23 protein-coding genes are annotated in these 26,244 nt (G+C 58.9%); 14 read left to right on the forward strand and 9 right to left on the reverse strand.

What is annotated here, in order from left to right:
* The first annotated feature begins 1,191 nt into the window (after positions 1-1,191).
* Together HYR72_26985 and HYR72_26990 are read left to right on the forward strand one after the other, a co-directional pair.
* A complete protein-coding gene (locus tag HYR72_26985; protein MBI1818645.1) occupies positions 1,192-1,947 on the forward strand; it encodes a hypothetical protein in 756 nt (251 codons plus the stop codon).
* Between the two features lie 117 nt (positions 1,948-2,064).
* On the forward strand, positions 2,065-2,718 hold the full coding sequence (locus tag HYR72_26990) for a hypothetical protein (protein MBI1818646.1): 654 nt from the start codon (positions 2,065-2,067) through the stop codon (positions 2,716-2,718).
* Positions 2,719-3,109: 391 nt separating this feature from the next.
* Here HYR72_26990 and HYR72_26995 read toward each other — a convergent pair whose 3' ends face one another.
* Together HYR72_26995 and HYR72_27000 are read right to left on the reverse strand one after the other, a co-directional pair.
* Entirely contained in the window at positions 3,110-3,442 is a 333-nt protein-coding gene (locus HYR72_26995; GenBank protein ID MBI1818647.1) for a hypothetical protein, read from the reverse strand.
* A gap of 135 nt (positions 3,443-3,577) precedes the next feature.
* On the reverse strand, positions 3,578-3,751 hold the full coding sequence (locus tag HYR72_27000; protein MBI1818648.1) for a hypothetical protein: 174 nt from the start codon (positions 3,749-3,751) through the stop codon (positions 3,578-3,580).
* A 21-nt stretch (positions 3,752-3,772) separates the two neighbouring features.
* Between HYR72_27000 and HYR72_27005 the strand changes: the two genes are divergently transcribed.
* The 9 genes from HYR72_27005 (at position 3,773) to HYR72_27045 (ending at position 13,920) form a co-directional block, all read left to right on the forward strand.
* Positions 3,773-5,839, forward strand: a complete 2,067-nt coding sequence (locus HYR72_27005; GenBank protein MBI1818649.1) for an ATP-binding protein — start codon at positions 3,773-3,775, stop codon at positions 5,837-5,839.
* A gap of 501 nt (positions 5,840-6,340) precedes the next feature.
* Positions 6,341-7,195, forward strand: coding sequence for a sigma-70 family RNA polymerase sigma factor (locus HYR72_27010; protein ID MBI1818650.1), 855 nt, complete (start codon positions 6,341-6,343; stop codon positions 7,193-7,195).
* 531 nt (positions 7,196-7,726) lie between these two features.
* Positions 7,727-8,707: a hypothetical protein gene (locus tag HYR72_27015; protein ID MBI1818651.1), complete on the forward strand. Its 981-nt coding sequence runs from the start codon at positions 7,727-7,729 to the stop codon at positions 8,705-8,707.
* Positions 8,708-8,895: 188 nt separating this feature from the next.
* The gene (locus HYR72_27020) at positions 8,896-9,204 is read left to right on the forward strand and encodes a hypothetical protein (GenBank protein ID MBI1818652.1); all 309 of its coding nucleotides are present in this window, start codon (positions 8,896-8,898) and stop codon (positions 9,202-9,204) included.
* Positions 9,205-9,209: 5 nt separating this feature from the next.
* Positions 9,210-10,040 carry an ImmA/IrrE family metallo-endopeptidase gene (locus tag HYR72_27025; protein ID MBI1818653.1) on the forward strand — a complete coding sequence of 277 codons (831 nt, stop codon included), beginning with the start codon at positions 9,210-9,212 and terminating at the stop codon, positions 10,038-10,040.
* 33 nt (positions 10,041-10,073) lie between these two features.
* Positions 10,074-11,894, forward strand: coding sequence for a glutamine-hydrolyzing GMP synthase (guaA, locus tag HYR72_27030; GenBank protein ID MBI1818654.1), 1,821 nt, complete (start codon positions 10,074-10,076; stop codon positions 11,892-11,894).
* A 4-nt stretch (positions 11,895-11,898) separates the two neighbouring features.
* The gene (locus HYR72_27035; GenBank protein MBI1818655.1) at positions 11,899-12,156 is read left to right on the forward strand and encodes a hypothetical protein; all 258 of its coding nucleotides are present in this window, start codon (positions 11,899-11,901) and stop codon (positions 12,154-12,156) included.
* Positions 12,157-12,391: 235 nt separating this feature from the next.
* A complete protein-coding gene (locus tag HYR72_27040; GenBank protein MBI1818656.1) occupies positions 12,392-13,054 on the forward strand; it encodes a hypothetical protein in 663 nt (220 codons plus the stop codon).
* 266 nt (positions 13,055-13,320) lie between these two features.
* A complete protein-coding gene (locus tag HYR72_27045; protein MBI1818657.1) occupies positions 13,321-13,920 on the forward strand; it encodes a hypothetical protein in 600 nt (199 codons plus the stop codon).
* Between the two features lie 121 nt (positions 13,921-14,041).
* Here the strand turns inward: HYR72_27045 and radC are convergent, their stop codons facing one another.
* From radC to HYR72_27060, 3 genes are all read right to left on the reverse strand, one after another.
* Complete coding sequence (radC, locus tag HYR72_27050) at positions 14,042-14,785, reverse strand: DNA repair protein RadC (protein MBI1818658.1); 744 nt, start codon at positions 14,783-14,785, stop codon at positions 14,042-14,044.
* Positions 14,785-15,078 (reverse strand): DUF2958 domain-containing protein, encoded by a 294-nt coding sequence (locus HYR72_27055; protein MBI1818659.1) that lies wholly within the window; start codon positions 15,076-15,078, stop codon positions 14,785-14,787. Before HYR72_27055 ends, radC begins: the two co-directional genes overlap by 1 nt.
* 79 nt (positions 15,079-15,157) lie before the next feature.
* Positions 15,158-16,336 (reverse strand): type IV secretion system DNA-binding domain-containing protein, encoded by a 1,179-nt coding sequence (locus tag HYR72_27060; protein MBI1818660.1) that lies wholly within the window; start codon positions 16,334-16,336, stop codon positions 15,158-15,160.
* A gap of 285 nt (positions 16,337-16,621) precedes the next feature.
* On the opposite strand from HYR72_27060, the gene HYR72_27065 reads away from it, so the two are divergent.
* Positions 16,622-17,377 carry a hypothetical protein gene (locus HYR72_27065; GenBank protein MBI1818661.1) on the forward strand — a complete coding sequence of 252 codons (756 nt, stop codon included), beginning with the start codon at positions 16,622-16,624 and terminating at the stop codon, positions 17,375-17,377.
* Positions 17,378-18,318: 941 nt separating this feature from the next.
* On the opposite strand, the gene HYR72_27070 is transcribed toward HYR72_27065, so the two are convergent.
* Both HYR72_27070 and HYR72_27075 read right to left on the reverse strand, forming a co-directional pair.
* Entirely contained in the window at positions 18,319-18,885 is a 567-nt protein-coding gene (locus tag HYR72_27070; GenBank protein MBI1818662.1) for a hypothetical protein, read from the reverse strand.
* Between the two features lie 39 nt (positions 18,886-18,924).
* Positions 18,925-19,086: a hypothetical protein gene (locus tag HYR72_27075; GenBank protein MBI1818663.1), complete on the reverse strand. Its 162-nt coding sequence runs from the start codon at positions 19,084-19,086 to the stop codon at positions 18,925-18,927.
* Positions 19,087-19,783: 697 nt separating this feature from the next.
* Between HYR72_27075 and HYR72_27080 the strand changes: the two genes are divergently transcribed.
* Positions 19,784-22,183, forward strand: a complete 2,400-nt coding sequence (locus HYR72_27080; protein MBI1818664.1) for a hypothetical protein — start codon at positions 19,784-19,786, stop codon at positions 22,181-22,183.
* Positions 22,184-22,554: 371 nt separating this feature from the next.
* Here the strand turns inward: HYR72_27080 and HYR72_27085 are convergent, their stop codons facing one another.
* Together HYR72_27085 and HYR72_27090 are read right to left on the reverse strand one after the other, a co-directional pair.
* Positions 22,555-24,348 (reverse strand): recombinase family protein, encoded by a 1,794-nt coding sequence (locus tag HYR72_27085; protein ID MBI1818665.1) that lies wholly within the window; start codon positions 24,346-24,348, stop codon positions 22,555-22,557.
* 33 nt (positions 24,349-24,381) lie between these two features.
* Positions 24,382-24,558 (reverse strand): hypothetical protein, encoded by a 177-nt coding sequence (locus tag HYR72_27090; GenBank protein ID MBI1818666.1) that lies wholly within the window; start codon positions 24,556-24,558, stop codon positions 24,382-24,384.
* A 109-nt stretch (positions 24,559-24,667) separates the two neighbouring features.
* Here HYR72_27090 and HYR72_27095 point away from each other — a divergent pair, with 109 nt between their 5' ends.
* A complete protein-coding gene (locus HYR72_27095) occupies positions 24,668-26,122 on the forward strand; it encodes a hypothetical protein (GenBank protein ID MBI1818667.1) in 1,455 nt (484 codons plus the stop codon).
* Positions 26,123-26,244 lie beyond the last annotated feature (122 nt).

Genomic DNA, 26,244 nt, shown 5'->3' on the forward strand with positions numbered 1-26,244 from the left:
AAGGCGGACTCTGAGGAACTCCGTCAGATCATCGCCCTTCGTCCCGCCGCTGGCCGGCCGCACACGGCACCGCGCAACGCGACGCAAGCGCTGATGCTAGCAGTGCTCGAGGGTGGTATCCGCGACTATCTCGGTCCCGGCTCCCTTGTCCGAGCAGGGGCCGAGCACTGGATGAAGAGTGAGAAGCGTTGGCCCTTCGCCTTCCCGGTTATGTGCGAAGTGCTCGGGCTCGAATCGAGCACGCTGCGGACCGCGCTACGCGCACGCAGTGCTGGCCCGAAGGCCATTGGCCGGAGTCGGCCCAATGCCGGGTACGTCCGTCGGCTGAGAGCCCGGACTTCCAGCCGTCATCTTCCCCGAAGCCGGTGACGCTAGCCCGTTCAGCAATTTTCGCCAAAGGAGTCCGTCTCTCGCACACTCTTTGATCTCAGCGTCGACAAGTACACCGCACGGTGTCGATGGTTCTCACAGTTGTTGCGGCCGCATGGGTCTCTGTGGACGGACCCGACCAACAACAAGCTAGTGGGACGAGTAGCGGATCGTCCGGGCACGTGCCCATCACTCCCGGTCAGGCGCACCCAATCGAATCAATCGGCGGTTCTTGAACTGCGGTAAGGTGGCGCACGCGTCGCACAGAAGCAACGCTCCACCAATGGTGATCACTTTGACGGTGGCGGTGCCGTGATGGTCGATCGCGTCCCCGCGTTTGTGCGGGCGCCCGTAGTCACGGTTCCACTGGCAGCGAGATCCCTCTTGGCTGAGGTCGTCTGACGCCATCAAGATCAAACGGGTAGCCGGCGAAGTCGCCGACGTCAAGCAGTCTACACTTTGGGGTACTGTCCGTCTTTGAGCCGCGTGCTTGACGGCTTGGCCGCTTCATCACCACTGTGACCCGACGGTGCGCGGGTTAGTCGTTTCCTCCGTCCGTGCACCGGTTGGAGAGAAGGGATGGCGAGAGGCTTAAGCCATTCGTCTTTTCTTCTCTTGCACTGTCCCGTCCGGTGGGAGTAGCGGAAGTGCGCCACTGGGGGGAGACGTGCTGCATCACCAGGGGGTGTTTCTGGTACGGCGATTTTGTGATTCTGTCGCGCGAGATCGGCGACGATCCGCGCTGCGTGGTTGCGCATCGTGTTCGTCCGCGCCGGTCTAGCAAACTGTGACGTTGTAAAATTCTAGTGGGTGGAGGTGAGCATGAAGCGAACTCTGGCATTTCTCATTCCGCTTGTCGTCGCCGGCATGGCCCTCTGGGTTAGCGAACTGGGAGGAAAGGATGTCATTCTAGGGGCGCTGAAGAGTTGGGGTCCACTGGGGCAAACGGGGAAAATCAGCACGACCTCGCCGACGCGACCTGGGGCAGCATCGTTCTTTGCCGGCGAGCCAATCCGTTTTTCTCTTCGCGACGTGGAGTCGGAGCGGGTGCTTTGGTTCTTCCGCGAGCAGGACGTGTATCCAGCAAGTATCGAGGCGGAGTACGCTTTTCCATTTGATGATCAGCGGCCGGCAGGCGTCATGTGCGTGTATCGTGTCGATGCCTTCTTCAAGACCGCTGGTGATTACGCGACGACCTCAACCTTTGTGCACGTCGAGAACCGCAAGCTCGTAGCATCGGCCGTCGTGCGCCCGTCCGAGATCGTCGTAAGCGCCGAGCCCACGTTCGCCGACGCCGGCGGGAAAGAAGGTTCCAATGACACGTGGGAGTTCCGGAGAGCCTCGCTTGGCAAGTTAGAGGACGGCAGATTCAAGCCGATCTTTTTTGATCTCCCCATCACACAACGCACCGAGAAGGAAGTAACGTTCGCAATTACCGACAATGACCTTGCCAGGACCGGCTACTCGGTCCAAGGCCTGAGTCCGGACCGGAACGTGAGCGTGTGGTTCGAATTCTTCTCGAAGGGACAACTCCTCACCGTGGTGAAGAGGCTTCCAGCGATCGCGGGATTGCAGTGATGAAGCCTGGGGTCTCTTGGATGCTATCTGGCTACCCCGAAAGGCTGCGCTCGCGCAGCCAGTGGGTGACGCCGCAGGTCGCCTGCGTTCCGAATTCCGCGCCACGGAGGGACAGCCATGCCTAGAGGCGGTATCGAGACGGCCCACCGTCACTGGTCGCACCTCATTGAGGGACTTCAAGCCTCTCCCAAGGATTTCTACAAATCCGTAGCCGCCGCCATCAAGCGCCGGGAGATTCCAGACTGCAAGATCGGCAGTGTCCAGTGGCCAGAGGGCGGCTGGTTCTCGGCACGGCGGCTGTACCTGCGGGTGCGGCGAGGCAAGATGCTGATCGACATCTGCGGTGCTCCATTTGGGACCGGCTTCTTCGCATCCAGTTGGCTATGTCTCCCGCCGCCGAGCATCCTCGTCGCGGTCGTGCTGACCATCTTTGGCTTTGTCTTCGGGTTCGGTGCTCTTCTGGATCTCATGCGGCGCAATCCGATGCAGACTTTCACTCTGAATCCGCCCATACGCGAACAAATCATTCAACTCTTGGTGATGCTCGGCCTTGACGTGCTGTTCGTCCTGCTCGTCGTGATCTTCGGCATCATCCGCCCTCTCTTCTTCCCGCCGCGCCCGACATACTACCGCATCGACACCGCCACCATGTTCTACACCGCGGTCCAACAGGCCCTCAAAGAGGTGATCGATGATCTGTGCAAGGCACAGGGGGTTCGCCTGCTCACCGAGGAAGAGTGGAAGCCGATCATGCGAGGGTTTGGCCGTTAGGTGACCGATGGCGGACGGAAGAACGCCCCCGCCGCTCTCCGCCACCGAACTCCTCACCGCCCAGTTCTATGATTGGGAGCGACGTGGGCGGGGCTGGCAGGTGCATGACGCGCCCGTCGTTCTCGAACCGCCGTTCGTCCCGTTCCGTCGATACCTCATCCCCGGCGCTCGCCTGCCCGACGACGGTCGCCAGCACACGCTCTTCAGCGGTATCGCCGAACTGGTCAAAGGTCTCGTGCGCGGGGCGTCGTCGCCGAAAGCATCACCCGTTCCGCAAGAAGAGGAAGCGACCATCTGCGACGACGACCTCGAAGCAGCACGCTGCGAACTCGCGATCGTTCTTCCAGCCGATGAAGAAGTGAGCCGCGAAGCGGCGGAGCAGCTCGTTCTGTCACTCAGTACCTGTCCCTCGCCAGTCGGCTTCGAGATAATCGGCACGCCCGAGGCGATTTCCGTCCAGCTCTCCTGTCGCGAGACGGAGGCCGTGCCGGTAGCCCAACAGATCACGGCATACTTCCCCGAGGCGATCGTCGACCAGCGGAAAGATTTCCTCTCTCACGCGTGGCAAGAAGCCGGCTGGAGCGATCGACTCATCATCGATTTCGGATTGTCGAACGAGTTCATGCGTCCAGTCCGCACCTTCCGCAACTTCGGCGTTGATCCGCTGATCGCCATCATCGGTGCTCTCTCGGATGTCCGTTCTGGTGAAGTAGCGGTGCTTCAAGTTGTCTTCCAATCGTGCCGTCACGCGTGGGCGGAGAGCATCATGCGTGCGGTGACCGACGGTACGGGCCAATCCTTCTTTGCCGACGCGCCGGAGATGGTGGCGCTCGCCAAAGAGAAGATCTCGCGTCCGCTCTCAGCCGTCGTGATCCGCGCTGCGGCGAAGAGCGCAACCGAAGGCCGGGCTCAGACACTGGTGCGTGGGCTCGTTCGTTCGCTCGGCCAGCTCGCCGAGCCAGCGAGCAACGAACTGATTCCACTGACGGACGATGGGTACGACGATGAGGAGCATGAACGTGACCTGCTCCACCGTACCACTCGGCGCGGCGGAATGATCCTGAACACCGAAGAACTCGTCTCGCTCGTCCACCCGCCGTCTGCATCGGTGCGTCTCGCGAAACTCGAACGTGAACGACGGAAGACGAAGGCCGCGCCGGCGACCGTCATCGGTCACGAGTTGGTGCTTGGTGAGAACCGCCATGCCGGGAAGACGATGACGGTTACACTGAACGCTGAGCAGCGAAGCCGACACGCCTATCTCATCGGAGCGAGCGGTACTGGCAAATCGACATTGCTTTTGAATCTCATCGTGCAGGACATCCAGAGCGGCCAGGGTATCGGCGTCCTCGATCCGCACGGGGACTTGATCGATGCGGTTCTTAGCCACGTGCCCGAAGAACGGTACAACGATGTCGTTCTCCTCGATCCGTCGGATGACCAGTATCCGGTTGGGTTCAACATCCTCTCGGCGCACTCGGAGCTGGAGAAGACGCTGCTTGCCTCCGACCTCGCGGCCATCTTTAGGCGGTTCTCGACTTCCTTCGGCGACCAGATGCAGGCCGTGCTCTCAAATGCGATCCTCGCCATTCTGGAGAACGAGCGTGGCGGCACGCTTCTCGACCTTCGGCGGTTCCTCACCGAGAAGCCCTTCCGCGAGGAGTACCTCAGAAGCGTCACTGACCCGGAGATCAGTTACTACTTCCAGCGAGAGTTCCCGCTCCTCAAGGGTTCGCCGCAGGCGCCTATCCTGACCCGCCTCAACACCTTCCTGCGCCCGAAGCCGATCCGATACATGGTGGCACAGCGCGAGGGGCTCGACTTTGGCCGCATCATGAACGACGGCAAGATCTTCCTCGCCAAACTGTCCCACGGCCTGATCGGCGAAGAAAACTCTTACCTCCTCGGTGCGCTCCTCGTCACCAAGTTCCACCAGCTCGCCATGGGTCGGCAGGAGATGGCCGCGGCGGGACGGCGCCCGTTCACCCTCTACATCGACGAGTTCCACAACTTCGTGACGCCGAGCGTGGCCTCAATCCTCTCTGCCGCGAGGAAGTATCGGCTCGGACTCGTCCTGGCCCATCAGGAGATGCGACAGCTCTGGGATCAGGACGCGAACGTGGGCAGCGCCGTTCTCACCAACCCCTGTACGCGCATCTGTTTCCGCGTCGGCGACTGGGACGCGAAGAAACTCGCCGAGGGCTTTTCATCATTCAATGCCACCGACCTCCAGAGTCTCGGAGTGGGTGAAGCGATCTGCCGTGTGGAACGTGCCGAGCATGACTTCACTCTCAAGACCGCTCCAGCGCCAGCAGTCGGTGCTGCGCTCGCAGACAAGCGGCGCGAAGAGATCATCCGACGTTCACGCGCGCAGTATGCAAGGCCACGCGTCGAGGTGGAGGCTATTCTTGCTTTAGCACATGCCGATACGGCGGTAGCTGATGCGCCAAGGGCGCCAGCGAAAACGCGGCGCGATGCCGCACCATCACGCGAGCCGACACAACCGCCAGCGCCAGCTCCACCAGCCGCAGCGTCGTCAAAAGACACGGTGAGCGCAGCGGCGGAGAAGAAGACTCGCCTCGCTCTCGTCTCTCCACCTCTTCTGGGACGTGGCGGACGGGAGCACAAGTACCTCCAGCATCTCGTGAAGCGGCTGGCCGAAGATCGCGGCTACCGCGCTGTGATCGAGCAACCGATCTTGGCAGGCGCGGGAAGCGTCGATGTGTCCTTGGAGAAGGGCGAGCGGAGGATCGCTTGCGAGATCTCGGTCACCACCGAGACCGACCATGAGATCGACAACATCCAGAAGTGTCTGGCCGGCGGCTACGAAACCGTCATAGCGCTCTCGAACGACCCGAAGACAGTCCGCCGCCTCAAGGAACGCTCGACGGCTGTATTGGAAACGAAGACGCAAGCGCGGGTCCGCTTCCTTCAACCGGAAGACCTAGTGCTCTTCCTGGACGAACTCGCTGCCGGCGAAGCGAGCGGTGAGACGACGGTGCGTGGATACCGCGTGAAGCGGCGGTATCAGTCTGTATCTCCCGAGGAAGCGGAACTGAGGAAACAGGCGATCGCCCAGGTCTTGGGTGGTCGGGCAAAAGGCAGCGGAGGACGAACCTGAGTCTGGGATCCCTCCAATCGATGTTCGGAGTCACGATTCGCCCTCAGTGTCGACGATCGACTTCCGGAAGATGAAGGCCGTCTCGGTCGCTACGCACGACCAATCTCTACGACCGCACTACCGACCAGGTCAACCTCGACGAGATCGAGCGAACTGCGATTTTGACCTATCCCGCATTTGCACGTTCGGTGGCATGCATCAGGCCAGGAGTGACCGGCCGGATACCACAATGTATTGGCTATCGCATTTTAGAAAGCAGACGATCGATCCACATCCTGTCATGGACCTCTTTTGGGGGCGGCCACTCGTGCGCCGGGATCTCCTGCGCGCGCTCAGGTGGCGCATCGGATGCTAGAATCGGTCAGAAAATCAACACTCCCGCGTTTCTTTGGTGACAACCCCTTGGCGCCCCCATACATAAGAGTCAGTTGCCTCGTGGCGGGTGTTGGAGCCGTGACCAGAACGAATTCTCGTGGACTGAGCCGCAACGAAGAAGTTGCCTTGATTACGACCTACCGCGAAGGGTTGGCGGCCGCGGCGCAAAGTCAAAAACTCAATGGCCAATCGAATGGCGACAATAGTATCGAAGATCTCAAACAGCGTGCAAGGCGTGGACGAGAAGCATGCGAACGGCTCGTTGTGGCACACCAGCCGCTCGTCATGTCGGCTGCCCACAAGGCCTACGGCCCAAATCGAGGGTACATTGAATTCGAAGATTTGGTCAGCGCTGGCAACGAGGGAATTTTGTTGGCGCTTGATCGGTTCGACCTCAAACGTCGGAGCCGCTTCAATACGTACGCAAGGTGGTGGATTCGCAACAGGATACTGGGGGAGACTCGAAGGAGCCGCTGGGGAATGCGGATTCCGGACGCGATATACAGAAGAGTGGTAACACCTAGTCGGCTCACGAACACTCCGGTCCGTCAGCAATTGCTTGGAGGGGAGCCTCCTAGCGAGCAAATGTCGATGAAGTTGGGAAAGCCTTTAGACGAGCACCTTGCACACGATCTACTTGCGTGGACGCTGGCGGAAACGGTTTCTCTAGAGACCCCTGTCGGCCAGACCGGGAAGACGAGGCTTGGGGAGTTTCTGCGGATAGATGACGGTGATCCCAGCATGCTTGTTGAGGAGAGCGAGAGATCCGAAGAGGTACGAAGGCTCCTTGGAACGTTGACACCGCGCCAGGAGCAAATTCTACGAATGCGTTTTGGGATTGGTGAGCAAGCCGACTACACGCTTGAAGAGGTCGCGAGCCGGTTTGGAGTAACAAGGGAGCGCATCCGAGAACTGCAGAATCAGGCCGCTGAAAAGATTCGTTTTAGGGGGGTTTTGCGAAAATCTATAGGCGCGGTTTGAAGCCGTGCTTGAATTGGAGAGTACAAGCTCAAACCACTGTTGAAGAGTAGCCGGCGCCAACGACGCTCGATCGTAGGAACCGGAGCGCGAAGAGATCCCATGATGACAAGATTCGCCGGAATCGGACGGGAGGCGTCGATGCGAGACGGTCAGCGAGTGCGGACGCGCAGAAGGCGTCGGAGGAGAACTGTCCCGCGAAGCACAGTTGCTGAAGTGCTGCGTGTACTTGCAAGGAGCCTCGATCAGCGAGCGGCCAATCACAAGGCTAGTTGGAGCCAGCACATATGGGCTGCCCTGGTTGTAGACGTCGGCCTCGTTGTGGCTGGCTTGCTCTTTCGATGGACCCAGTAGGGTCTGGGGGGCAGGTCACATCTGAACGTCCACCAGGAAGATTGGTGCGCTCTCCCAACACAAGCGCGGTGGTGATGCTGACGCGCTTCGAGCGCCGCCGGTATGTGTCTTTCACCGGGTACCCGTCTGAATGCGCATTCCCGTTGACAATGCGCATTCCTCTCTGCTAGAGACTCAATCGTGAGTCGGCTCAATATCTCCATCCCGAAAGATCTGGCACCACTGGTTTCCAAGTGGCGCAGAAAGATCAATCTGTCGGAGATCTGCGCGCAGGCTCTACGCGCGGAATTGCTCGCCGTCGAATCCCACCGAAGTGCGCAGCCGCTGCTTGCGAAGCTGCGTCAACGAAGCGACTTGGAGAAGTCGGTTGCTGAGCGCTATGAGCTTTCCGAGGTCCTCATCGCCCCCGATGTTCCGATCCATGAACGAGACCTGCGGGAATCGCTTGGCCGTTTGACCGCCGGCTACATCAATGAACACATCTCAAATGGGGCTGTGCTTGCGCTCGGGGGTGGGCGACAGACTTGGTGCGTGGTCGAACAGATGTTGCCCAGGCGGATCGAGGTCCAGATCGTAGCGCTGGGGTATCGCCAGAACGACCCGTATGTTCTCAATGCCCATGCAAACACTCTAACGACGCTGCTTTGGTTGTTGTTCAGCCCCGGGGCCACGGCTCGGCTTGTCGGATGTGACCCCGAGGAAGTTCTGAATCCAAGCCGCGCGGTGACAGAAGCACAGCCAAAGTACTTTGTTGTTGGTTCGTGTGCGCCGTTCACCGCACAATGTCCCTTGGCGAGGCTGCTTGGGGAAGAGGTTTCCAAGCTGCTCCTAGCCAAAGGGGCCGTAGGCGATTTTCTCTACAGTTTTTTCGATGAGAACCGGCGCCTCGTGAGCGCTCCCGTTCTTGATGAGCAGTCGGTTCTTTCGGCGGAGACCCTCTCGATGTTGTCCACCCGGTCGGACACACGTGTGATCCTGGTGGCAGGGGGGCTGGAGAAGTTGGAGATCATTCGGACCACGGTAGAGGTGAACCTATGCAACGTTCTCGTAACGGACACGGCAACCGCGCGGGCGCTGATCGCCACAAACTTCTCAGCGGCTCGAAAGCACAGCCCCACAAGGGCCGTGCGCCCCAAACGCGCTGGGGCTGCACAAAGCTAAACGTCGTCGATCCCGACCTGGCGAAACGCCTGACGTTTGGGGGAGCAATTGAGGTCATCGTCCACCGGAATCGTGGGGTCCTCGCTGGCAAAGCACCTCCGCCAGCGATCCCAGGACGTTGGTTCCCGCAGGACGAAGCGCCCCTGGAGGCTTCGTTCATCCTTTATATCCGAAAACCAGCAGGAGAGTTGAGGCTCCACATAGAACCTGTAAAGAACGCACCGTCGCCAGAGGAACTCGCGGCGAATCTGAAGGACATCGACAACGTCCTGGTCGGAGGTCTGTTGAACGGCACACGTATGGACGTGAGAATTCTTGAGATTCCCGCTGAGGAGCTTAAGGAGCTTCTCGCTCGAGCCTTCGGAGCAACCCATCGCTTCGGCACGGAGCTTTGCCATTTCAGTGGGGCGAAGATTTGGATTGATGGAGTTCCGATGAACTGGGGTCGCCTCCACCAGTTGGTGGAGCTCTACGGGTTGGCGTACTCGCCCTGTTGATTCACATGAGTCAATACAGCTTTCCGCAGTTCGGCCTCATCGAGTCCGGGCACGTCTTGGACCCTCGCGTTCGGGATGTAGCTCAAGGGATCCGCTCTACCTGTCGCCAGTCCAAGCGTGTGCCGTTCGATCCTTTTGAATGTGCAGAGTACTTCGGCGTGACGGTTCACGCCGCTACCCTTCCGCCAGGCGTTTCTGGGCGCGTTGTGTTTGACGGAGAGGCTCCAAGAATTGAATTCCGTCCTACTGATTCAGAGCGAAGGATTAGGTTTACCGTGTGCCATGAACTGGGGCATTTGTGCTTCCTTGAGAGGAAACCCGCGTATCCTAAAGAGCGCAACATCAGGTTTACGGTGTCGACCATTCAGGCAAGAGAGGAGAAGCTTTGCAACCGGATCGCCACTGAACTCTTGATGCCGCGCGCACTCTTTCTCAGGCGCCTCGCTGGCCTGACGCCATGTGCCGAATCCTTGACCGTGCTTGCGGGAATCTTCGATGTCTCCACGATGGCGGTCGCGCGCCGCATCTGCGAGCTGGCGGCATGGTCGGTTGGCGTGGCCGAATTATTTGTCAGTGAGTCCGGCGTGAAGCACCGGTGGTGGCGAATTGCAGTGAAGAGCAGTATCCGTCCGAAGGTTGATCGCCAACGTATCGATCAAGAGATTGGCCGTGCACTGAGCTGGGTCGAGCGGGTCACGGATCGCCGCGCAAGCCATGGAACGTATTGGCAAGCAACTGGTCCCTGGGAGCGAGAAGTCGGGCAGCTAGCGGTACGGGTTTGGCCGTATCGTCGTGCACAGAACATTGGGTTTTTGGCGGTCGTCTTGTACCATTAGGTCATGCATCTACTACCATCAGAGAATGAACACATGCTGACAGACACAAACAATCTAGCCATCATTGATCTCGGCGGCCAATACTGCCACCTCATCGCACGGCGGCTACGAGACATTGGCGTCGACTCTCATATCTACGGACCCGACGTGCCGACGGAGGTCCTATCGCAGCACCGCGGGGTCATTCTGTCGGGCGGCCCGCAAAGTGTCTACAACCAGGGAGCGCCAAGCATCGATGAAGGGGTGCTGCATTTGGGTGTTCCAGTTCTCGGCATTTGCTACGGCCATCAGCTCTTGGCGAAGATGCTTGGCGGCGAGGTGGCGCACCGTGAAGGGGAGTACGGATTTGCCGCGCTAGAGGTCCGCACCAGCGACACGTTGTTCCGCGACACTCCGCGCGCTCAGCAGGTCTGGATGAGTCACTCAGATGCGGTCATCGCTCTGCCTCGTGGCGCGACCTCCATTGCGGGCACAGATCGATGCAGGAACGCAGCGTTCGCCGACTTCAAACGCCGCCTATTTGGTGTTCAGTTTCACCCGGAGGTTGTTCACACGGAATACGGTAAAAACATCCTGCGGAATTTTGCCCGTGGCGTATGCCGAATAAGAGGGCGGAGCACGCCCTCAGGTCGAATTCCTATCCTGATTGAGCAAATTCGTGCTGCAGCGCAGCGACGGTCCATCTTCTTTCTTGTCAGCGGCGGGGTTGACTCGACGGTTGCGTTCGTCCTCTGTGCACGGGCATTGCCGAAGGAGAGGATACTCGGTCTCTACGTGGATACTGGTCTTATGCGGCAAGGCGAAACGGAGGAACTCCGGGCGAACCTTGGGAGCCTAGGATTGGGTGATAGACTAAGAGTGAAGGAAGCTTCGGCGCTATTCGCAGAGCGATTGCGCGGGGTCACTGGTCCGGAAGAGAAGCGGCACATCATTGGCCGCCTATTCGTCGAGATTCAATCGGACGCGATGCGTGAGTACGGAATTGATCAACAGCACTGGCTTCTCGGACAGGGTACGATTTATCCGGACACTATCGAATCCGGCGGGGCAAATGGACGAGCGGCCATCATAAAAACGCATCATAATCGGTGTGAGGAGATTCAAGAATTGATGCGGCAGGGGCGCGTTATTGAACCGCTTGCGGAGTTCTACAAGGACGAAGTGCGCAGTGTTGGGAAGGCCTTGGGACTACCCCCGAGGCTTACAAATCGTTGGCCGTTTCCGGGCCCTGGCTTGGCGATTCGCTGCATTTGTAGCCGTTCCTCGGGTAAGGCACAGCCCCTGTCCAGCGAAGCTGCGCGTACTGTCGAGGTGGCAAAGTATGAGGGCGCACTGCTGCCGATTCAGAGTGTTGGTGTTCAGGGCGACGCACGAACCTATCGGATGGTGGTCGCGCTGCGCAATCGTAGTAAGCGACTTGATTACCGAACACTACAGTCGTTGAGCACATCTCTTTGCAATGTGCACTTGGAAACCAATCGCGTCGTCGTTTTGATATCAAGCCGTCCCGGCGTGCGGCTAGAGCAGGCCCGGATCTGCCAGCGGACAATTGAGGCGGAACGGGTAGAATTGTTGAGGCAAGCCGATTTCATAGTCAGATCGTCGATGGAGAAGGCCGGTCTCACGGAAAAGGTATGGCAGTTCCCGGTTGTATTGGCCCCGATCTCTTTTCAAGGGGGGGAGACGATCATCTTGCGGCCGGTGAATTCGGAAGACGGTATGACGGCGAATTTCGCGAGACTACCGGTTCGGTTTCTCAGGCAGATCGGGGACCGGATACGGAGAATGTCCAAGGTGGACGCTGTGTTTTTGGACGTCACCAATAAGCCCCCAGCGACAATAGAATGGGAGTGACGCGATGAATGTGGAAGAACGAGCCAAACTGATTTTGCAGGAAGCTATGCGCGTTTGCCAGGGAAGTCGATACCTGCCTGTGTGCGTCGACATTATTGGAAGCGGCGCACGACAAGAGCTTGCTGTCTCCATTACGAGCGACGGCGGTGCGCCCGCCGAGGGAGAAGAATACCGCCGCATCGTAGTTGCGCTGGAGCGAATTGATGGTGTGAACCGCGTGCTATTGGAGATCGCCCGCGTAAGGGACGGCCGGAAGGATTGAGTGGGAGGATTGGTGGTCGCAAGTGCCCCGCGCATGTTCTATCGGGGCGCAAAAGAGGAGAGGCAGATGACAAACAAACACTTCCCCAAAGGACTTGATGATCGGCAGCGCGACGCAGATGGAGAGATTCGCAAGAAGCGAAGCGATACGATGGTACGAACGCTGCGGGGGAAGTACGGGTCAGCGTTCGCAGATGGCTACCGGTCGGATGCGAAGCTGGGGACGGTTTTGAAGGGTGAGCGCGTGGAGACATTGGATCAGCTACTCAAGAAGAGGTAGCTACGTCGGCGCCGGCGCACTTACTGTGTTCGTCTTCTGGTTGGCCGCCATCGTCGCCGGAAAACCACTCACCGTCAACTTGCCTGGCAAGGAGTTCTTTGAATCTGTTTGGGGAAAGCTAACTGCAGCGAGCAGCGGTGGTGTCTCGTTCCTTACTTGGGCCATCCGGAAGCGGACCGGGGGCTGGGCGTATCTCGGATCGATCATCGGTCTGATGGTGCTGCTTGTCGGGCTGGTGTGGATTGTCCTGGTCGAAGTAAATTCAGGATCGACGGGTACGCCAACGCCAACTTTGAAGCCGTGCACCACCCCTAAACCGACAGTTCAAATCGGATACGGCAAGACGACGGTGTCCCCACAGGGTGACGCTCGGGTCACCGTTACCGACCACTACCCAGCAGTGCCAAGAGACAAGGTCTGCATCACGAGCGTTACGGGCACCCAGTACATCCAAAAGTTCAGGTACTCGCCCGCTGGGCTGACCCCAACGCTGGCAGAGCATCAGATGGGGAACGTGTCACCGGCGCTTCAAGGAAAGGTGGCTGACTGCTACTGTCAGGACAACAGTCGCCGCTGCGAGACACTCGAGTGCACGGCTAACGGCTGGATCGAACCGTAGCCGGCCGTGCGCTGTTGCTTTTCAATGTGTGCGACGTGCGGGGAACAGCCTGCACTGGGATCCCAAGAGCGTCCGATATCGGAGTTGCCGACAACTCGGGTGACCAGCGGCAGTCCGCCGAGCTTGGTACAGGACATAGTCATACGTAGTCAATGCGCAACGTCCAGCCGCATTGTTCTGAAGCTTCGATTGTCGGCGCGATCGGTTTGGATGCCGATATGGTTTTGGGGTAGAAGGCGCGGTGAGTTCACGGTCTCGGAGGCAATATGCCGCAACTCTCGGTATCCGATGCGGTTCGATACCTGCTTGTCGGAACGCAGTTTCTTCTCTTCTGCCTCCTTTTCGATCAGGATGGCACGGTGAAGCTCACGACCCAGCTCACCCCGCCCGTCCTTCTCGTTTTGCTGTGGGGCATTGGTACGGCGTGGTTCTTTGTTTACCGCTCCCTGCTTCACAACACAGTGATCACCTGGGCCAAGGATAGGGTAGGAAGCAACTACAGGACGTTCTTGATCGCGAATTACCCGGGTTTAGTCACGCAGGCGACCGAGGCTGAAGAGGTTAATTTCCACGTGCGCCTTTCTCAGGATGCACGGACCCAGGATTGGATGGCTGCGCGGGCGAGTGGTATCCACTTTCTCTACCTCACGGGATTCTTGGCGGGCATGTGGTTCATTGCAAGTGTGGTCTCATGCCACGGCGTGTGGGTCAGCGCCACGTTCCTCGTTGTCTCAGCAGCGTTTCTGAGAGCGGCATGGATCGATGACCTTCGCATGGAAATGATCGAAACCGGTTTCGTGAGAAAAAAACACAATGACGGATCTCTGAAATCGCTGATTGAGGGGATACGGAGAGACCGCGGCTGACTCGCGCGATGCTGCAGAAGCAACACGAGCAAGGGGTCACCACCCCCGTACGGGAACGGTTCAAGAAAGAGCCGCCAGGGGACACCTGACGGCTCGGGGACGTAACGGCAACGTCCAAAGATCAACTCCAGTACCCATCGTCGACGAAGGATACATACCTGCCCTTGCCGATCACGATGTGATCGAGAACACGCACCCCAACCAAGTCGCCGACCTCACGCAACCGACGCGTGATGTCGATGTCCTCCTGGCTCGGAGTCGGATCGCCGCTCGGGTGGTTGTGCACGAAGATGACGGCGGCGGCGCTGAATCGCACCACGTGAGCGAACACGTCTCGTGGATGAACGATCGATGCCGTGAGCGACCCCTGGCTGACGACGATGTCGCGCAGCTTTCGGTGCTTGTTGTCGAGCAGTACGGCGTAGAAGTACTCGCAGACCTCGGCCGCGAGGTGCTCACGAAAGTGGGCGTAGATGTCCTGGCTACCGCGCAGCGGTACTCCAGGCTTGAACTCGTGCTCGCCGAAACGCTTTGCGATCTCGAAGACGATGCAGAGCCGTTCGATTGCGGCGGGCTTCAAGCCGTGATCGCGTAGCTCACTCGGTTTGGCGCCTGCAAGATGACGGAAGCTTTCGTAGATCGTTGCGAGTCTCTCGCATACGAGCGAGGTAGCAGGTCCGAGCAACCGCGTGAGCAGTTGCGCGTCTGTGAGGTCAATCGGCAAGGGTGGCGCAGAGCCGGTTGGCCACCCGCCTCGACGAATGATCCTTGGCTCCGGTACGTCTAACGCAGCGTGCTCGGCCACCCTTGGTGCGATGGTGCCGAAGGGCAGTGAGAGCTGATGGCCGTCGCTATGCGAGTCCATCAGCGGCACTCCTTGAGCGGCTTCGGCTTCCAGTAGAGGTCACGCTCGATCGTGAGATCGCCCGGTCCGCGGATCGTTCCCAACTCGTCGAGTGAGAAGTATCCGAACTCTCGCTCGTGTCCGACGACCACGCCGAAGAACAGACGCTCCTCGGGACCGTACTCGCTCGCGTACCACGTCCAGTTGGACCAGGGTGTAAAGAACTTCACGACGGCGATCGCGCTGTCGCCTCGCTCCTCTTGGCTGTACAGCGGCGGAAGTAGCTTCTCAATGTGCTTGGGGAGCAGTTGCATGCTCGTCCTCCCATGTTGGTGCGGTAGGGACCCATTCCCTCCGGGAATCCCGCGGTGAGCGCGGGACTCCCCGAGAAAATCAGTCCTCGGGAGGGAGCGTGTCGGCACTGAAGGGCTTGGACGGCGTGCCGTCGATCATCAGCTTCAGATAGATACGGTGGTTGGGCAGGCTGATGAGGTCGATCTCAGCAAATTCCGGATAGAACTCCCGCGCCAGAACCTTCGCATCGTCGAGTCCGACTCGAAAGGAGATGATGGTCCCGACGTTTCCGAAAACCGCGTCGCGCATCGGAGGCTCGAGCTGTCCGACATATTGATGTGCGAGGATGAGGCCCACTCGGTACTTCCGCAGTTCGGAGAGCATGCTGGCCAGGCTCAAGCTGGCGAACGTGTGGAATTCGTCCAGGTAGACGTAGAAGTCGGCGCGGTCCTTCTCCGGCACTTCCGCGCGGCCGAAGGCGGACCAGCCCACGCTGGCCACGAGCAGAGCTCCGAGTAAGGCAGAGGCATCACCGCCCATCTTTCCCTTGGCAAGATCAACGAGCAGGATCTTCCGCTCGTCCATGATTTCTCGGAGATTGAGCGTGGTCTCCGATCCTGCGAGAATCTTGTGCAAGAGCGGGTCAGCTAGGAACGCTCCGATCTTGTTCTGAATCGGCGCGATGGCCGAGGCCCGGAAGTAGGGCGGGTACCCTTCGTACTCGCGTGACCAGAACGCCCGCACCTGCTGGTTCGTCATGTGCCTGATCGCCGCTCGCCTGTAGTTGCGATCCATCAAGAGCGGAAGAACATCCGCGAGCGTAGCCGAGGGCTGATCGAGAAGCCCGAGCAGAGCGTTGCGAAGAATGTGTTCCATGCGCGGCCCCCAGGAGTCTTCCCACAACTTTCTGAAGGCATCGAGGACGGCCGACGCGGCAAGCGGTCTTTTGGACTCCGGCACCCGCTCCAGCGGATTGAAGCCCAGCGGCTGCTCTGGCTCCGGGGCGTTGAAGTAGATCAGCTCTTCTCTTCTGTGTTCCGGCACGCGCGACAGCACCCGCTGGATAAGGTCGCCATGCGGGTCGAATACGACCAGACCCTCGCCGGACTCGAGGTCCTGGCTGATGAGCGTCTCGATCAGGGTCGACTTTCCCGTGCCGGTCTGGCCCACGACATACATGTGGGCGCGGCGGTCGGCGCGCTTGATGCCAAAGACCTTCCGCTCGTTACGGAAGTTCGTCCGGGCAAAACGGGCAACGTCGTTGTCGGCTCTGATCACACCTCATATGATCGGGGTGGACATGTCTCCGGCAAAGACTGGAGAACTAGCCGCATCCGCATCCCCCTTTCTTTTCGCAGAGCACGTCCTCTCGCACCGAGATCGCTACGCGCACGTTAGGGGTCCACGGCTGACGAAGCCAAAGGCGTACGGCCGAAAAAAACCGCGACGGCCTCGTCGCGGCCGCCTTGACTCACGGCAATACGGCTCGCTAAGAGGTTGTTGCATATGGGCGGATCCGAACGACTCCTTCCGAGTGTCACCCGGCCGAGCGTTGCGGACGTCATGTTGCCCGTCCTGGCGAACCATTCCCACGAGTTCACACCGACGCCTCTGCGGACACGTCGGGATTTTCTGATAGCCCTAGCGGCGACGCTCCTTCTCAGCTCAGGTGCCCACAGCGCAGCCCAAGCAGCAGAATTACCGCCCTACTGCAGCCTTGATCCGAACATCGACCTAACGCGCTTCAAGGCACGGAGCTCTACCGGCAACAACCGCATGGACAAGGCTCTGATTTCTGAACTCAAACACATTCTGCAAGTCATGCAAATTAGTCCCGGATTTCGCATAATCGATGACCTTGGTGGACCAAACGCCTTTGCGATCGATCGCACGCTGGTTCGTGGAACCAAAGGGACTGTGCTCTTTGGCATCAACCTACTTTCCGAAGAACTAGTAGCCAAGGCGGGAGGGTATGCGATCGCAGGAATCGCCGCGCACGAATGTTCACATGTGTTTCAGTACCAATCGCCGTTTGGAGCACGTCTTACTAGAGGAGCGCGCACGGCCAAACCGATGGAGTTGCATGCTGATTTTCTGGCGGGGTTCTATCTCGGACAAAAGCGCGGAAGCGATCTGCACATCGAAACCTTCGCCAAGTCGCTCTACGACAAGGGCGACTGGAATTTCAATGACCCCGGGCATCATGGAACGCCGGACGAGCGCGTGAACGCAATGAAGCGCGGATTCGCCCTCGCGCGAGACAAGAAGTCCTTCAGCGAGGCTGCGGAGAATGGAGCCATCTATGTCCTATCGCTATAGGGCTGTACGACAATTCAATCCAAGCATCCGATTGACTCTGCGGAGTCTAGCGACGCTCTGTACACTCATGCTCACCTGCACCCCGACCCAACGAGCGAGTGCACAAGCGATCCCTCCGGGCATCATGATATGTCAAACGCCCGCGTTCTGGTGCGTCGTTCCTTCTCAGGACTATCCGACCGGGGTTCCCTGCTGGTGCAATACCCCCATGGGACCCGTCGTAGGTCGGGCGATCAATCCTCGGCAGGTAGTTCAGCAATCCGCCCCGTCCAAGCCTTCCAAGCACGGTCGCGATGAACCGGAGGAGGAGATCGATTTGGGGGGGAAGGCGGATGATTGCTTGAATGGACTTGGAAATTGCGACGGAAGTTTCGCGTCTCTTGTTCGGAAGAATGCGAAGACTCGGGCGCCCAAAGAGTCTCGTTCGGGGTGCACCAAAGACACGGATTGCAAGGGCGATCGCGTGTGTGAGCAAGGAAAGTGTATAGACCAGTAGCGACCGTCCCCGCGCTCACCGATACCAGTTCTGCCGGTGACGGTTGCTGCGCGAAATTACTGGGTCTTTGAGCGGGCGGAGCCAGTCTTGGCACATGAAAAGCAGCTTCCAAGCTTGGCGAGCACCCAGCCGACACTTTAAGTAAGAACAGAGTTCGCGCATTTTTCCGGTCATCATTGCTTCAAGAGAGAGCTCCAAATCCGTACCGCCCCAATGAGCGATAAAACACCGAGAGGACTGGACGACAGCTTTGTGAAAATTACCCATACCGGCTGTCGCCATACTGTTTCGCGTCGTTGAACTCAGCCTTGCTCACGCCGAGAACGTGCTTCATCGAGCGCTAGAAGCGTGCGGCGACTGGTGGATCTTCCTCGCATTGGAGGAGCGGTCCTGCCTTCGGCATGGGCGAAGCGAACTCGGAGCAGATCACGCGCAATCTGCCTTATCAGGGCTGAGCCGGGCTTGGTAGCGAGGTGGGCATCGGTGCTGGTTCGATTTCGGATTTGAGAAAAGCGTCGGCATCGGCGCGTGACAGTTGGGTCACAGGGTGGCCACGATGCCGCGCTTCAACGTCGACGAGACGTGGCACCAGGTCATCGAAGTCTTCCCAGAGCGCGGGCTCGTTCGCCGCGGTGCGCTGTTGGCGCACATACTCACGGGTGGCGACCCAGTATGGGTGTGCGGAGTAGTAGAACTCGTGCCACGCCATCTCGTCGTCAAGATAGCCGCGTTTCACCATTAGGCCAAGAAAGTCGAAGAAGTCGAGCGCGTTCTCAATGTGATTGTTGCGCGTGATTGGAATGCCAGCGAGGAGCGCCGTTGCAGCGGCAGCGCGGTTGTCGGCCAAGTCGTCCCATTCCTTGTTGAGACGGTAGATGGATTCAAGGGCAGCCGTGAATTGTGTACTGCGGGCTGCCTCGCGTAGCTGCCAAGCGGCGAGGAGAACACCAGCAACGGCCGCGAGCGCGGCGACCGCGCTCCAATCAATGCGGCATCGAGTACGTCGTCTCATTGGTAGGGCACTGGCAGTATCAGAAACCCTGCCGGCCTGTCACGCACTGGCAGTCTTGATGAGCGTCGACTTGCCCGTGCCCGTCTTACCCACGACATACAGGTGGGCGCGCCGGTCGGCGCGCTTGATGCCGAAGACTTGATGTCGGTCGTGGAAATTCGTTCGGGCGAAGCGGGTAACGTCGTTGTCGGTGGTGCTCATGCCCCGACATGATCGGAGTGCGCTTCGATTCAGCAAAGAATGGAGAAGTGGCCTGCGTCCACTGACGTTGCGGGGCTGGTAGTAGGCGCGTTGATCCGTGAAAGAGGTGGCGATCCAGGGTGAGGAGGTTGCATAGAGCGCTTCCGTTTGAACGGAGCAACGACCAGGCGGACAACGGACAACCGTGCGCCGCTGCGTGACGAGAGCCAGGGCAGGGGTGTAGACTAATCATATGAGGCGATGGTCGAAGATCATTCCAATCCTGATTCTTCTTCTCCTGCTTGGCGCGTTGCTAGCAATCTCATGCGAGCGAACGAATGGGGCGGACATCGACCTTGACAAGGTCCTCAGTGCCCAACCACCAACGCCACCGATTTCAACGAGTTTGGATGCTGAACGTTTCGCAGCGCACATCCCGGAGGTAGCGGAAGCGCTCCGAAATGCGCAACAACAGGCGAAGTTCAAGGGCTGGAGAATGCGGGCGGAGCGACAGCCCGGCTCCGCTACGGTTTGGGTTGTGCAGATCCGCTCAGTTGGAGTTCTTCCAGCGTATTCGTGCCGAGTTGTTTTTGATGACTCTGGCAGACCATCCGTTTCGGGTGATCCATTTGTATTCTGCGAATACCAGAAATAGTATCGTCCAGACTAGAGGGGGGCGCACATGACCATAGCGGGAGCGGGCGTAGCGGGTTCTCTCTTGTTGTTTTCGCTGCAGGCCTTGGCACAGAGTAGTTCCCCCTATCCTCAATCGCAGGAACGTCTACCGAACACGGTTGCCATTCTGACCGGTGCAGCCCCGCCTACGATCACTTTCAGTGAGTTCCCTTTGGGGACGTCGATAACAGACCAGTATCAGGACCACGGGATCTCTTTTGGAGGCGATGCGCCCTTCATTACGAGCGACGGCGCAAACCCAACGAGCCCTGTCCTTTCTGGCTCACCGCTGTTCCGCGGAGACATCACGGGCCACTTTGTGGATGCATCAACTGGGAACGGGCGGAGCGTCAAAGCTTTCGCGTTCGATGCGGGATATTTCGACGAACTTGGGAGCACTCGCGTCGAGTGGTTCGATCCCAATGGAACCAAGCTCGGCCAGAAAATCAACGCGCAACTCGGCATCGAGAAGCTAGTTATCGAAGGCGGCAACATTGCGAGCTGGCGCATTGGCATTGTCAAAACCGAGCCAGCGGGCTACGGGATCGACAACGTCACCTCAGAGCCGATAGGGCCGTCTATCCTGTTCCGAGAGAGGTCCGATGAGACCAAGGACGGGAGTTGGGGCTTTGAGAAGGATGAAATTCCTGGGTTCGACCACTCGGCTCTCCACGTGGCGAACACGGTCTACGAATCTCACCCGGGATACCCGGCTGGTACGTATCGATCGGCTGACGGCAACGAGACCGTGTCGATTGCCACAATCAACGGAGTCCAATCTCAGTTTACAAGAGCCACGTTCAAGCACGATTCGATGACCGCCGCGACACACGTGGTTGATTTCGAGGAGATCCCAATTGACGAGGATCTGGCAAATGGGATGCGCCACGCCGTAGAGACTGTCCAAGGATCTAAATTCCAGTTCATCGACTATAGCCTGGATGGGCTTGAGAAGACGCTTTCGCCAAGTGCGCAAAAGGGCGGTGGCGGAGCTTTCACGTGTGTAGGGCTGGTCGAGTGGGCCGCAGAGCAAGCAGGACACAACGGCGGACAGGGTTTCATCAGGAACGTCTTCGAATCGTTTTTAGTGCCTGACTTCCGCAGCTTTCCGCCCGGAGTGCTCGAAGTGCCCTTGCTTTCGCCGCAGCTCCTCAACTACGCCCTGAAGGGGCAGCAACTTCTCCAGAATGTACAACAATGGGTACAAGGCCTCTTCGATCCAGTCGACTTCATCTTGACCGATCCTTTGGGTCGCCGGCTCGGGTTTGTGGAAGGCCCTGGCCGCTTCCAAGAGATTCCTAATGCTCTTCTCACCGAGGACGGTGGGGTTGAACAGGTCCTCATACCGAATGCGATCCCCGGCACTTACGTCATCCAGATCATGGGAAAGGGTGGTCCGGCCCTCGCGGCCGTTGCCTCGGCGTCCGGATCGACAAGCGTGAACGAGCTGCTCGCACCTGGAGAAGCTCGTACCCAAAGCCTTTTCGTGCCGCCCGCACCGGGCTGCGGCGGCGACGTCGACCGAGATGGCGACGTGGACGAAGCTGACATAGCCGAGCTAGGGATGAGACTAAACCGGTTCACAGACGGCCTGGGAGACCCTGGTGATCTCGACGGAGATGGCTTGCTGTCCGAGGCGGACGTTGCTCTTCTGAGGCGACTCCTCGATGCACTTGCTGTGGACGGCGATGGCGACGGCGTACTCAGCGTGACCGAGGACATGGCGCCGAACGGCGGCGACGGGAACGGTGACGGGACGGCCGATCGCCTCCAACCCAATGTGACCTCGCTGCCCTCGGCCACCGACCAGAGCTTCATCACTCTGGAAACCGATTGCGCGCAGAACACCATGGTTCGGGCACTGGCCGAACCATCAGTTGGCACTGACATCGGGTTTGTTTACCCCTTCGGCTTGATGAGCTTCGTCCTGCCGGGCTGTACACCCGCGCGGGTTACGCTCTACTTCCACGGCTCGACCGGACTCACGCCGCAGATCTACCGCAAGTTCGGTTCGATGTTGCCGGGGTCCTTGAATCCCGTGTTTTACACGCTCCCCCAGGCGGTGTTTGGCACCGCTCTGGTCGGCGCCCGGACTGTGGCCACGGTCACATTCGTGTTGGTCGACGGCCAGTTGGGTGACGACATCGCCGACACTGGTGGCATCGAGGACCAGGGCGGTCCGGTGGTCGGGCTCGGCGCTATCGGACAGGAATGTGGAAGCGGCGCCGATTGTATCCCAGGCCTATTTTGCACCGACGGTGTTTGCTGCAACCAGCCTTGTGATGGTCCTAACGAGGCTTGCAACCTACCCCAGCGGCGAGGCCGTTGTACTACCATCGCATCCGTCCCGACGCTTTCACCAAGCGCTCAGGTTTTTCTCGTTGTGGCCTTCCTGGTTCTGGTCACTTGGTTCGCCCTGCGCCGCGCCCACGAGCGCACCTGACATCTCCGATTTGATGTCAACGAGTGCTACGCGTGCACGGGCTGTATCTAGTCGGTTGGTTCCTCTGAAAGCGATGGTCTAAAGATGACTCCATGTGGTGTAAAACTCCCAAGTGGTCGCTAGCTAGGCGAAGTGCGGCAGTTTTTCGAGACTCAGGCAGAAGGCCTGTCGGATCAAACAGTAACGGTCCGGGCTTTTGTCCTGGATGCAGCCCTCTAGTAAACCGCGACGGCGACTGCTCAGCACCGCGCTCGGTCGGCCACTCTCACTCGAACCCATGGCGCAGCCGGAAGCTTTGGCGCATGATCCGCCGTCGTGCGAGGCATACCGACGCCAAGACGAAGATCGGTTACACTGTTGATATGTCGTCTTTACGCAGCCAACGTGTCGAGAGTGTTTCCCTGATCGGACTCAAACGATTCAAGAATTTTGAGGACCAGCTTTCTCCATCTTCTCTTGTAGGTTCGAACGTCTATCGGCCTTCCGCTCAAGGTTGGAATGGCACGCTTCGAAGTACCAAATTCTCCTGCATTGAAGCCATCTGAGGGCGGTTCGATCACCGGCTCAAAGCGGCGAAGCCACCTGAGGTCACGTTCGATGACCCGGAATGGAATGTGCGGCTCAAAAGAAAGCTTTTTGTCCTTCAGAGAGAGGTTCGAACCGACGCCGGCGAGAATTGCTCGTTTTTTCTTCGCGTCTCCATCCTTAAACTGCTCCCGTATCTCGCGAGCAAAGTTGAGTGTCTTCGCAACGCTCTCGACCTGCCGGATCATCTGATCACGTTGGCTCGCGGGATCGTCCGCCAGAGTCGACTTCTCCTTGAGAAAGACAAAGCGTTGCCGTTCGTATTCTTCATCAGACAAAAGACTGCGATCCGCATTGCGCGGCGACGTGTAGAGGCGGGTCAGATTGTCGAGTTGTTGCTGGTAGTCCTGTACGCCACGTCGCCGCGTGCCCTCGATCGGGACAAGGCCCTTGAGCTTTTCGGTACGCACTTCATCGAGCGCCTTCACCGCCCAGCGATGCGACCGATCGGACATGTCCACGCGGGCGAGAAAGGCCAGGATCTGTGCCTCTAGCTCCGCCCGCGTCACAACGCGTTGCCCGCAGTTGGGGGAGTTCTTCTTGGTGCAGTGGTAGTAGGTGTACTGGCGTCTGATCGGCGCGGTCATGTCATCGATCGCGACTTGGCAGCGGGGGCACCGTTCCTGGTGACGGCAAGAAAATTTGTGTCGGCACACGGAGCATACGAGATGCTGTTTTTCCTCGGCGGTGATCATGCGTCCGCACTCCCCGCAGCGAATCAGGCCCGTGAAGGCGAATACATGCCGTATCGGGCGGGGCTTTCCTTTGCGCCCCAGAGTCACCTGCGCCTGATCGTATTCTGCCTCGGTAATCATCGGCTGGTGTTTGCCTTGGTACCAGCGCCCTGATCCTCGCGGGTATTCAAACCAGCCGTAGTAGAAGGTGTCGGTAAAAGCCTCGTAGAGGGTACTCTGCGCCAGCGGCTTTCCGCCGATTTTCTTCATCGCCCTCGTCCGGAAACCCCACTGGTTGTTCGCGATGTCGACGATTTGCGGCACCGTGTAGCCGCCGCTCAGGAGCAACTCCCACATTTGCCTGACGAGAGGGAATCGTTCGGGATCGATGCCGATATCCTTCTGCCCTTTCTCCTTGAACGAATTATTCATGTACCCGACCTTCGCCCCCGAGGGACGCCAGCCCAGTTCTGCCTTTGTGCGGAGACCCCGGATGACATTCCGGCTCAAGTCCTCGATGAATTTGTGGGCCATGCCGAACTCCAGGTACATGAGCAGCGTGTTGTCGGCCGCCTTGCTGAACGTCTGTGTCGGCGTCACGATCTGCAATTGCTGCTCCTGCATCGCCCAGATCACGGCACCGCCATCGATCGGATTCCGCGCGAGACGATCGAGCTTCCAACAGATGATGCCCTGTGCGTCGTGGTGACGAATGCGTTCCATCATCGACGTGAACACCGGACGTCCGGGCTGTTTTGCTGAGCGCGACTCAGTGAAGACGGCGCCGACCGAAAACCCGCGCTGCTGAGCAAGACGACTGAGTTCGCTCAGTTGGGAATCCACCGAGAGTATCTGGCGATCGTCGTCCTCGCTCGACTTGCGGCAGTAGATGAAGAAACGCGGCATGGCACCAAATGTACGGTCGAGTGATTGATTCTGTCAACTGGTCGCTTCCGCCACGTCGTGCGGGGATGGCATTGATTCAACCAAGAGGAGCCACAGGAGTTCAAGCACGCGCGCGGCGTACATCTCGGCTTCTTCGGTCGAGAGCGACACCCCGAATTCGTCCTGGCAGATATCTTTGAATTCCTGGATTGTTCCGGCAGTGAGTCGCATAGGTCTCACCGTACGCTGCGCGGAGCGGGCGTGAAGAATGGCAATCTAACCGCCACTGGAACCTTTCCCACTCTTTTCATCTTCGTCCTGTCGCCTCACCCTCAACAGCATGACCAACGACGAAAGCCCATCCTCGCCGTTCTCGGCGAATACACAAACAGCCGAGGCAACCCTGCCCGACAAGCACGGCACTGAACCGGCGAAGGAGCGATGCATTCCGACAGTGTCCGCCACGTTTGATGACGGCCGCATTTTGGAAATGGTCCACCGGCCGAGTGAGAAGCGCTCCGCCTTCGTCATTTGGAAGAACTGCGAGTGGAAAACAGAGTCAAGCTTCAGCCGCGACGCGCGTACGCGGCTGGTGCCGTACTCGCCGAACAACAATCTCATCAGGAACGATGTGGTGCTGTTTCCGTCCGAGCCCGAGGAATATGGCTCCGAGGAACAGCTTCTGGGTGAGATTCAAGCGTTCGTCCATCGCTATGTCGATCTGAGTCCACTGTTCGAGAAGACCGCCAGCTACTACGTGCTCCTGAGCTGGGTGTACGACGGCTTCAACGAGCTGCCGTATCTGCGCGTCCGGGGCGACCCCGGCTCCGGCAAAACCCGATTCCTGCTGACCGTCGGCTCCCTCTGCTACAAACCCATCTTCGCCAGCGGCGCTTCCACCGTATCGCCACTCTTCCGCATGCTCGACGCGTTCCGTGGAACCCTGATCATTGATGAGAGCGATTTTCGCCAGAGCGACGAGCGGGCCGAAGTGGTCAAGATCTTCAACAACGGCAACGGAAGAGGCTTCCCCGTGCTGCGAAGCGAAGTGTCAGCAAAAGGTGAATTCAACCCGCACGCCTATTGGGTCTATGGCCCCAAGATCATCGCCACACGCGGACCGTTTGAGGACCGCGCCCTGGAGAGCCGGTGTCTCACCGAAGAGATGGGTCAACAGGGACTGCGCGGTGACGTGCCGATCAACTTGTCGGAATCGTACAAAGAGGAAGCATTGCACCTGCGAAACAAGCTGCTCTTGTTTCGGTTCCGCAATCTAGGGCGGCGAACTCCCACGGAAGAACTCGTCGACCGTATGATCGAGCCGCGCTTGAACCAGATCTTCGTCCCGCTGCTCTCGATCATCGAGGACCCCGCTGCCCGAGAGGATCTGCGGGAACTCGCTCGCCGATACAACCACGAGATGATTGCCGAGCGCGGCATGGACATGGAAGCGCAGGTTCTGGAGATCATCCAGGACTTGGCGTCATCCTCATACGGCAACAAGCTCACCATTAGAGACATCACCAGCTCATTCGTGGAGCGGCATGGCGCGGACTACGAGCGGAAAATTACGACGAAGTGGATCGGGTACATCGTGCGCCGGAAACTCCACTTGGCTACGCACAAAAGCCACGGTGTGTTCGTGATTCCGATGTCGGAACTTCCGAAGCTGGACCGGCTCTATGAAAAATACGGGGTGAGCTCCGAAACCGACGAAGGGGAGAACGTCCAAGAAGCGGCAAGACTCGAACTTGGCGTGCGGGTGGACTTTGGGGACGTTGGGGACTTCATATAGCAACCCATCCGTCCAAGAGGTCCGTGGTTCCTGGCGTTGCCGTTCCTCACATTTGAAACGCCGGCGCCCTTCGCAAAGTCCCCCACGTCCCCGATGTCCCCCGTTTACCTCTGCACTCTTCT

The sequence above is a fragment of the Deltaproteobacteria bacterium genome (genome assembly GCA_016178705.1).
Classification (GTDB): domain Bacteria; phylum Desulfobacterota; class Binatia; order HRBIN30; family JACQVA1; genus JACOST01.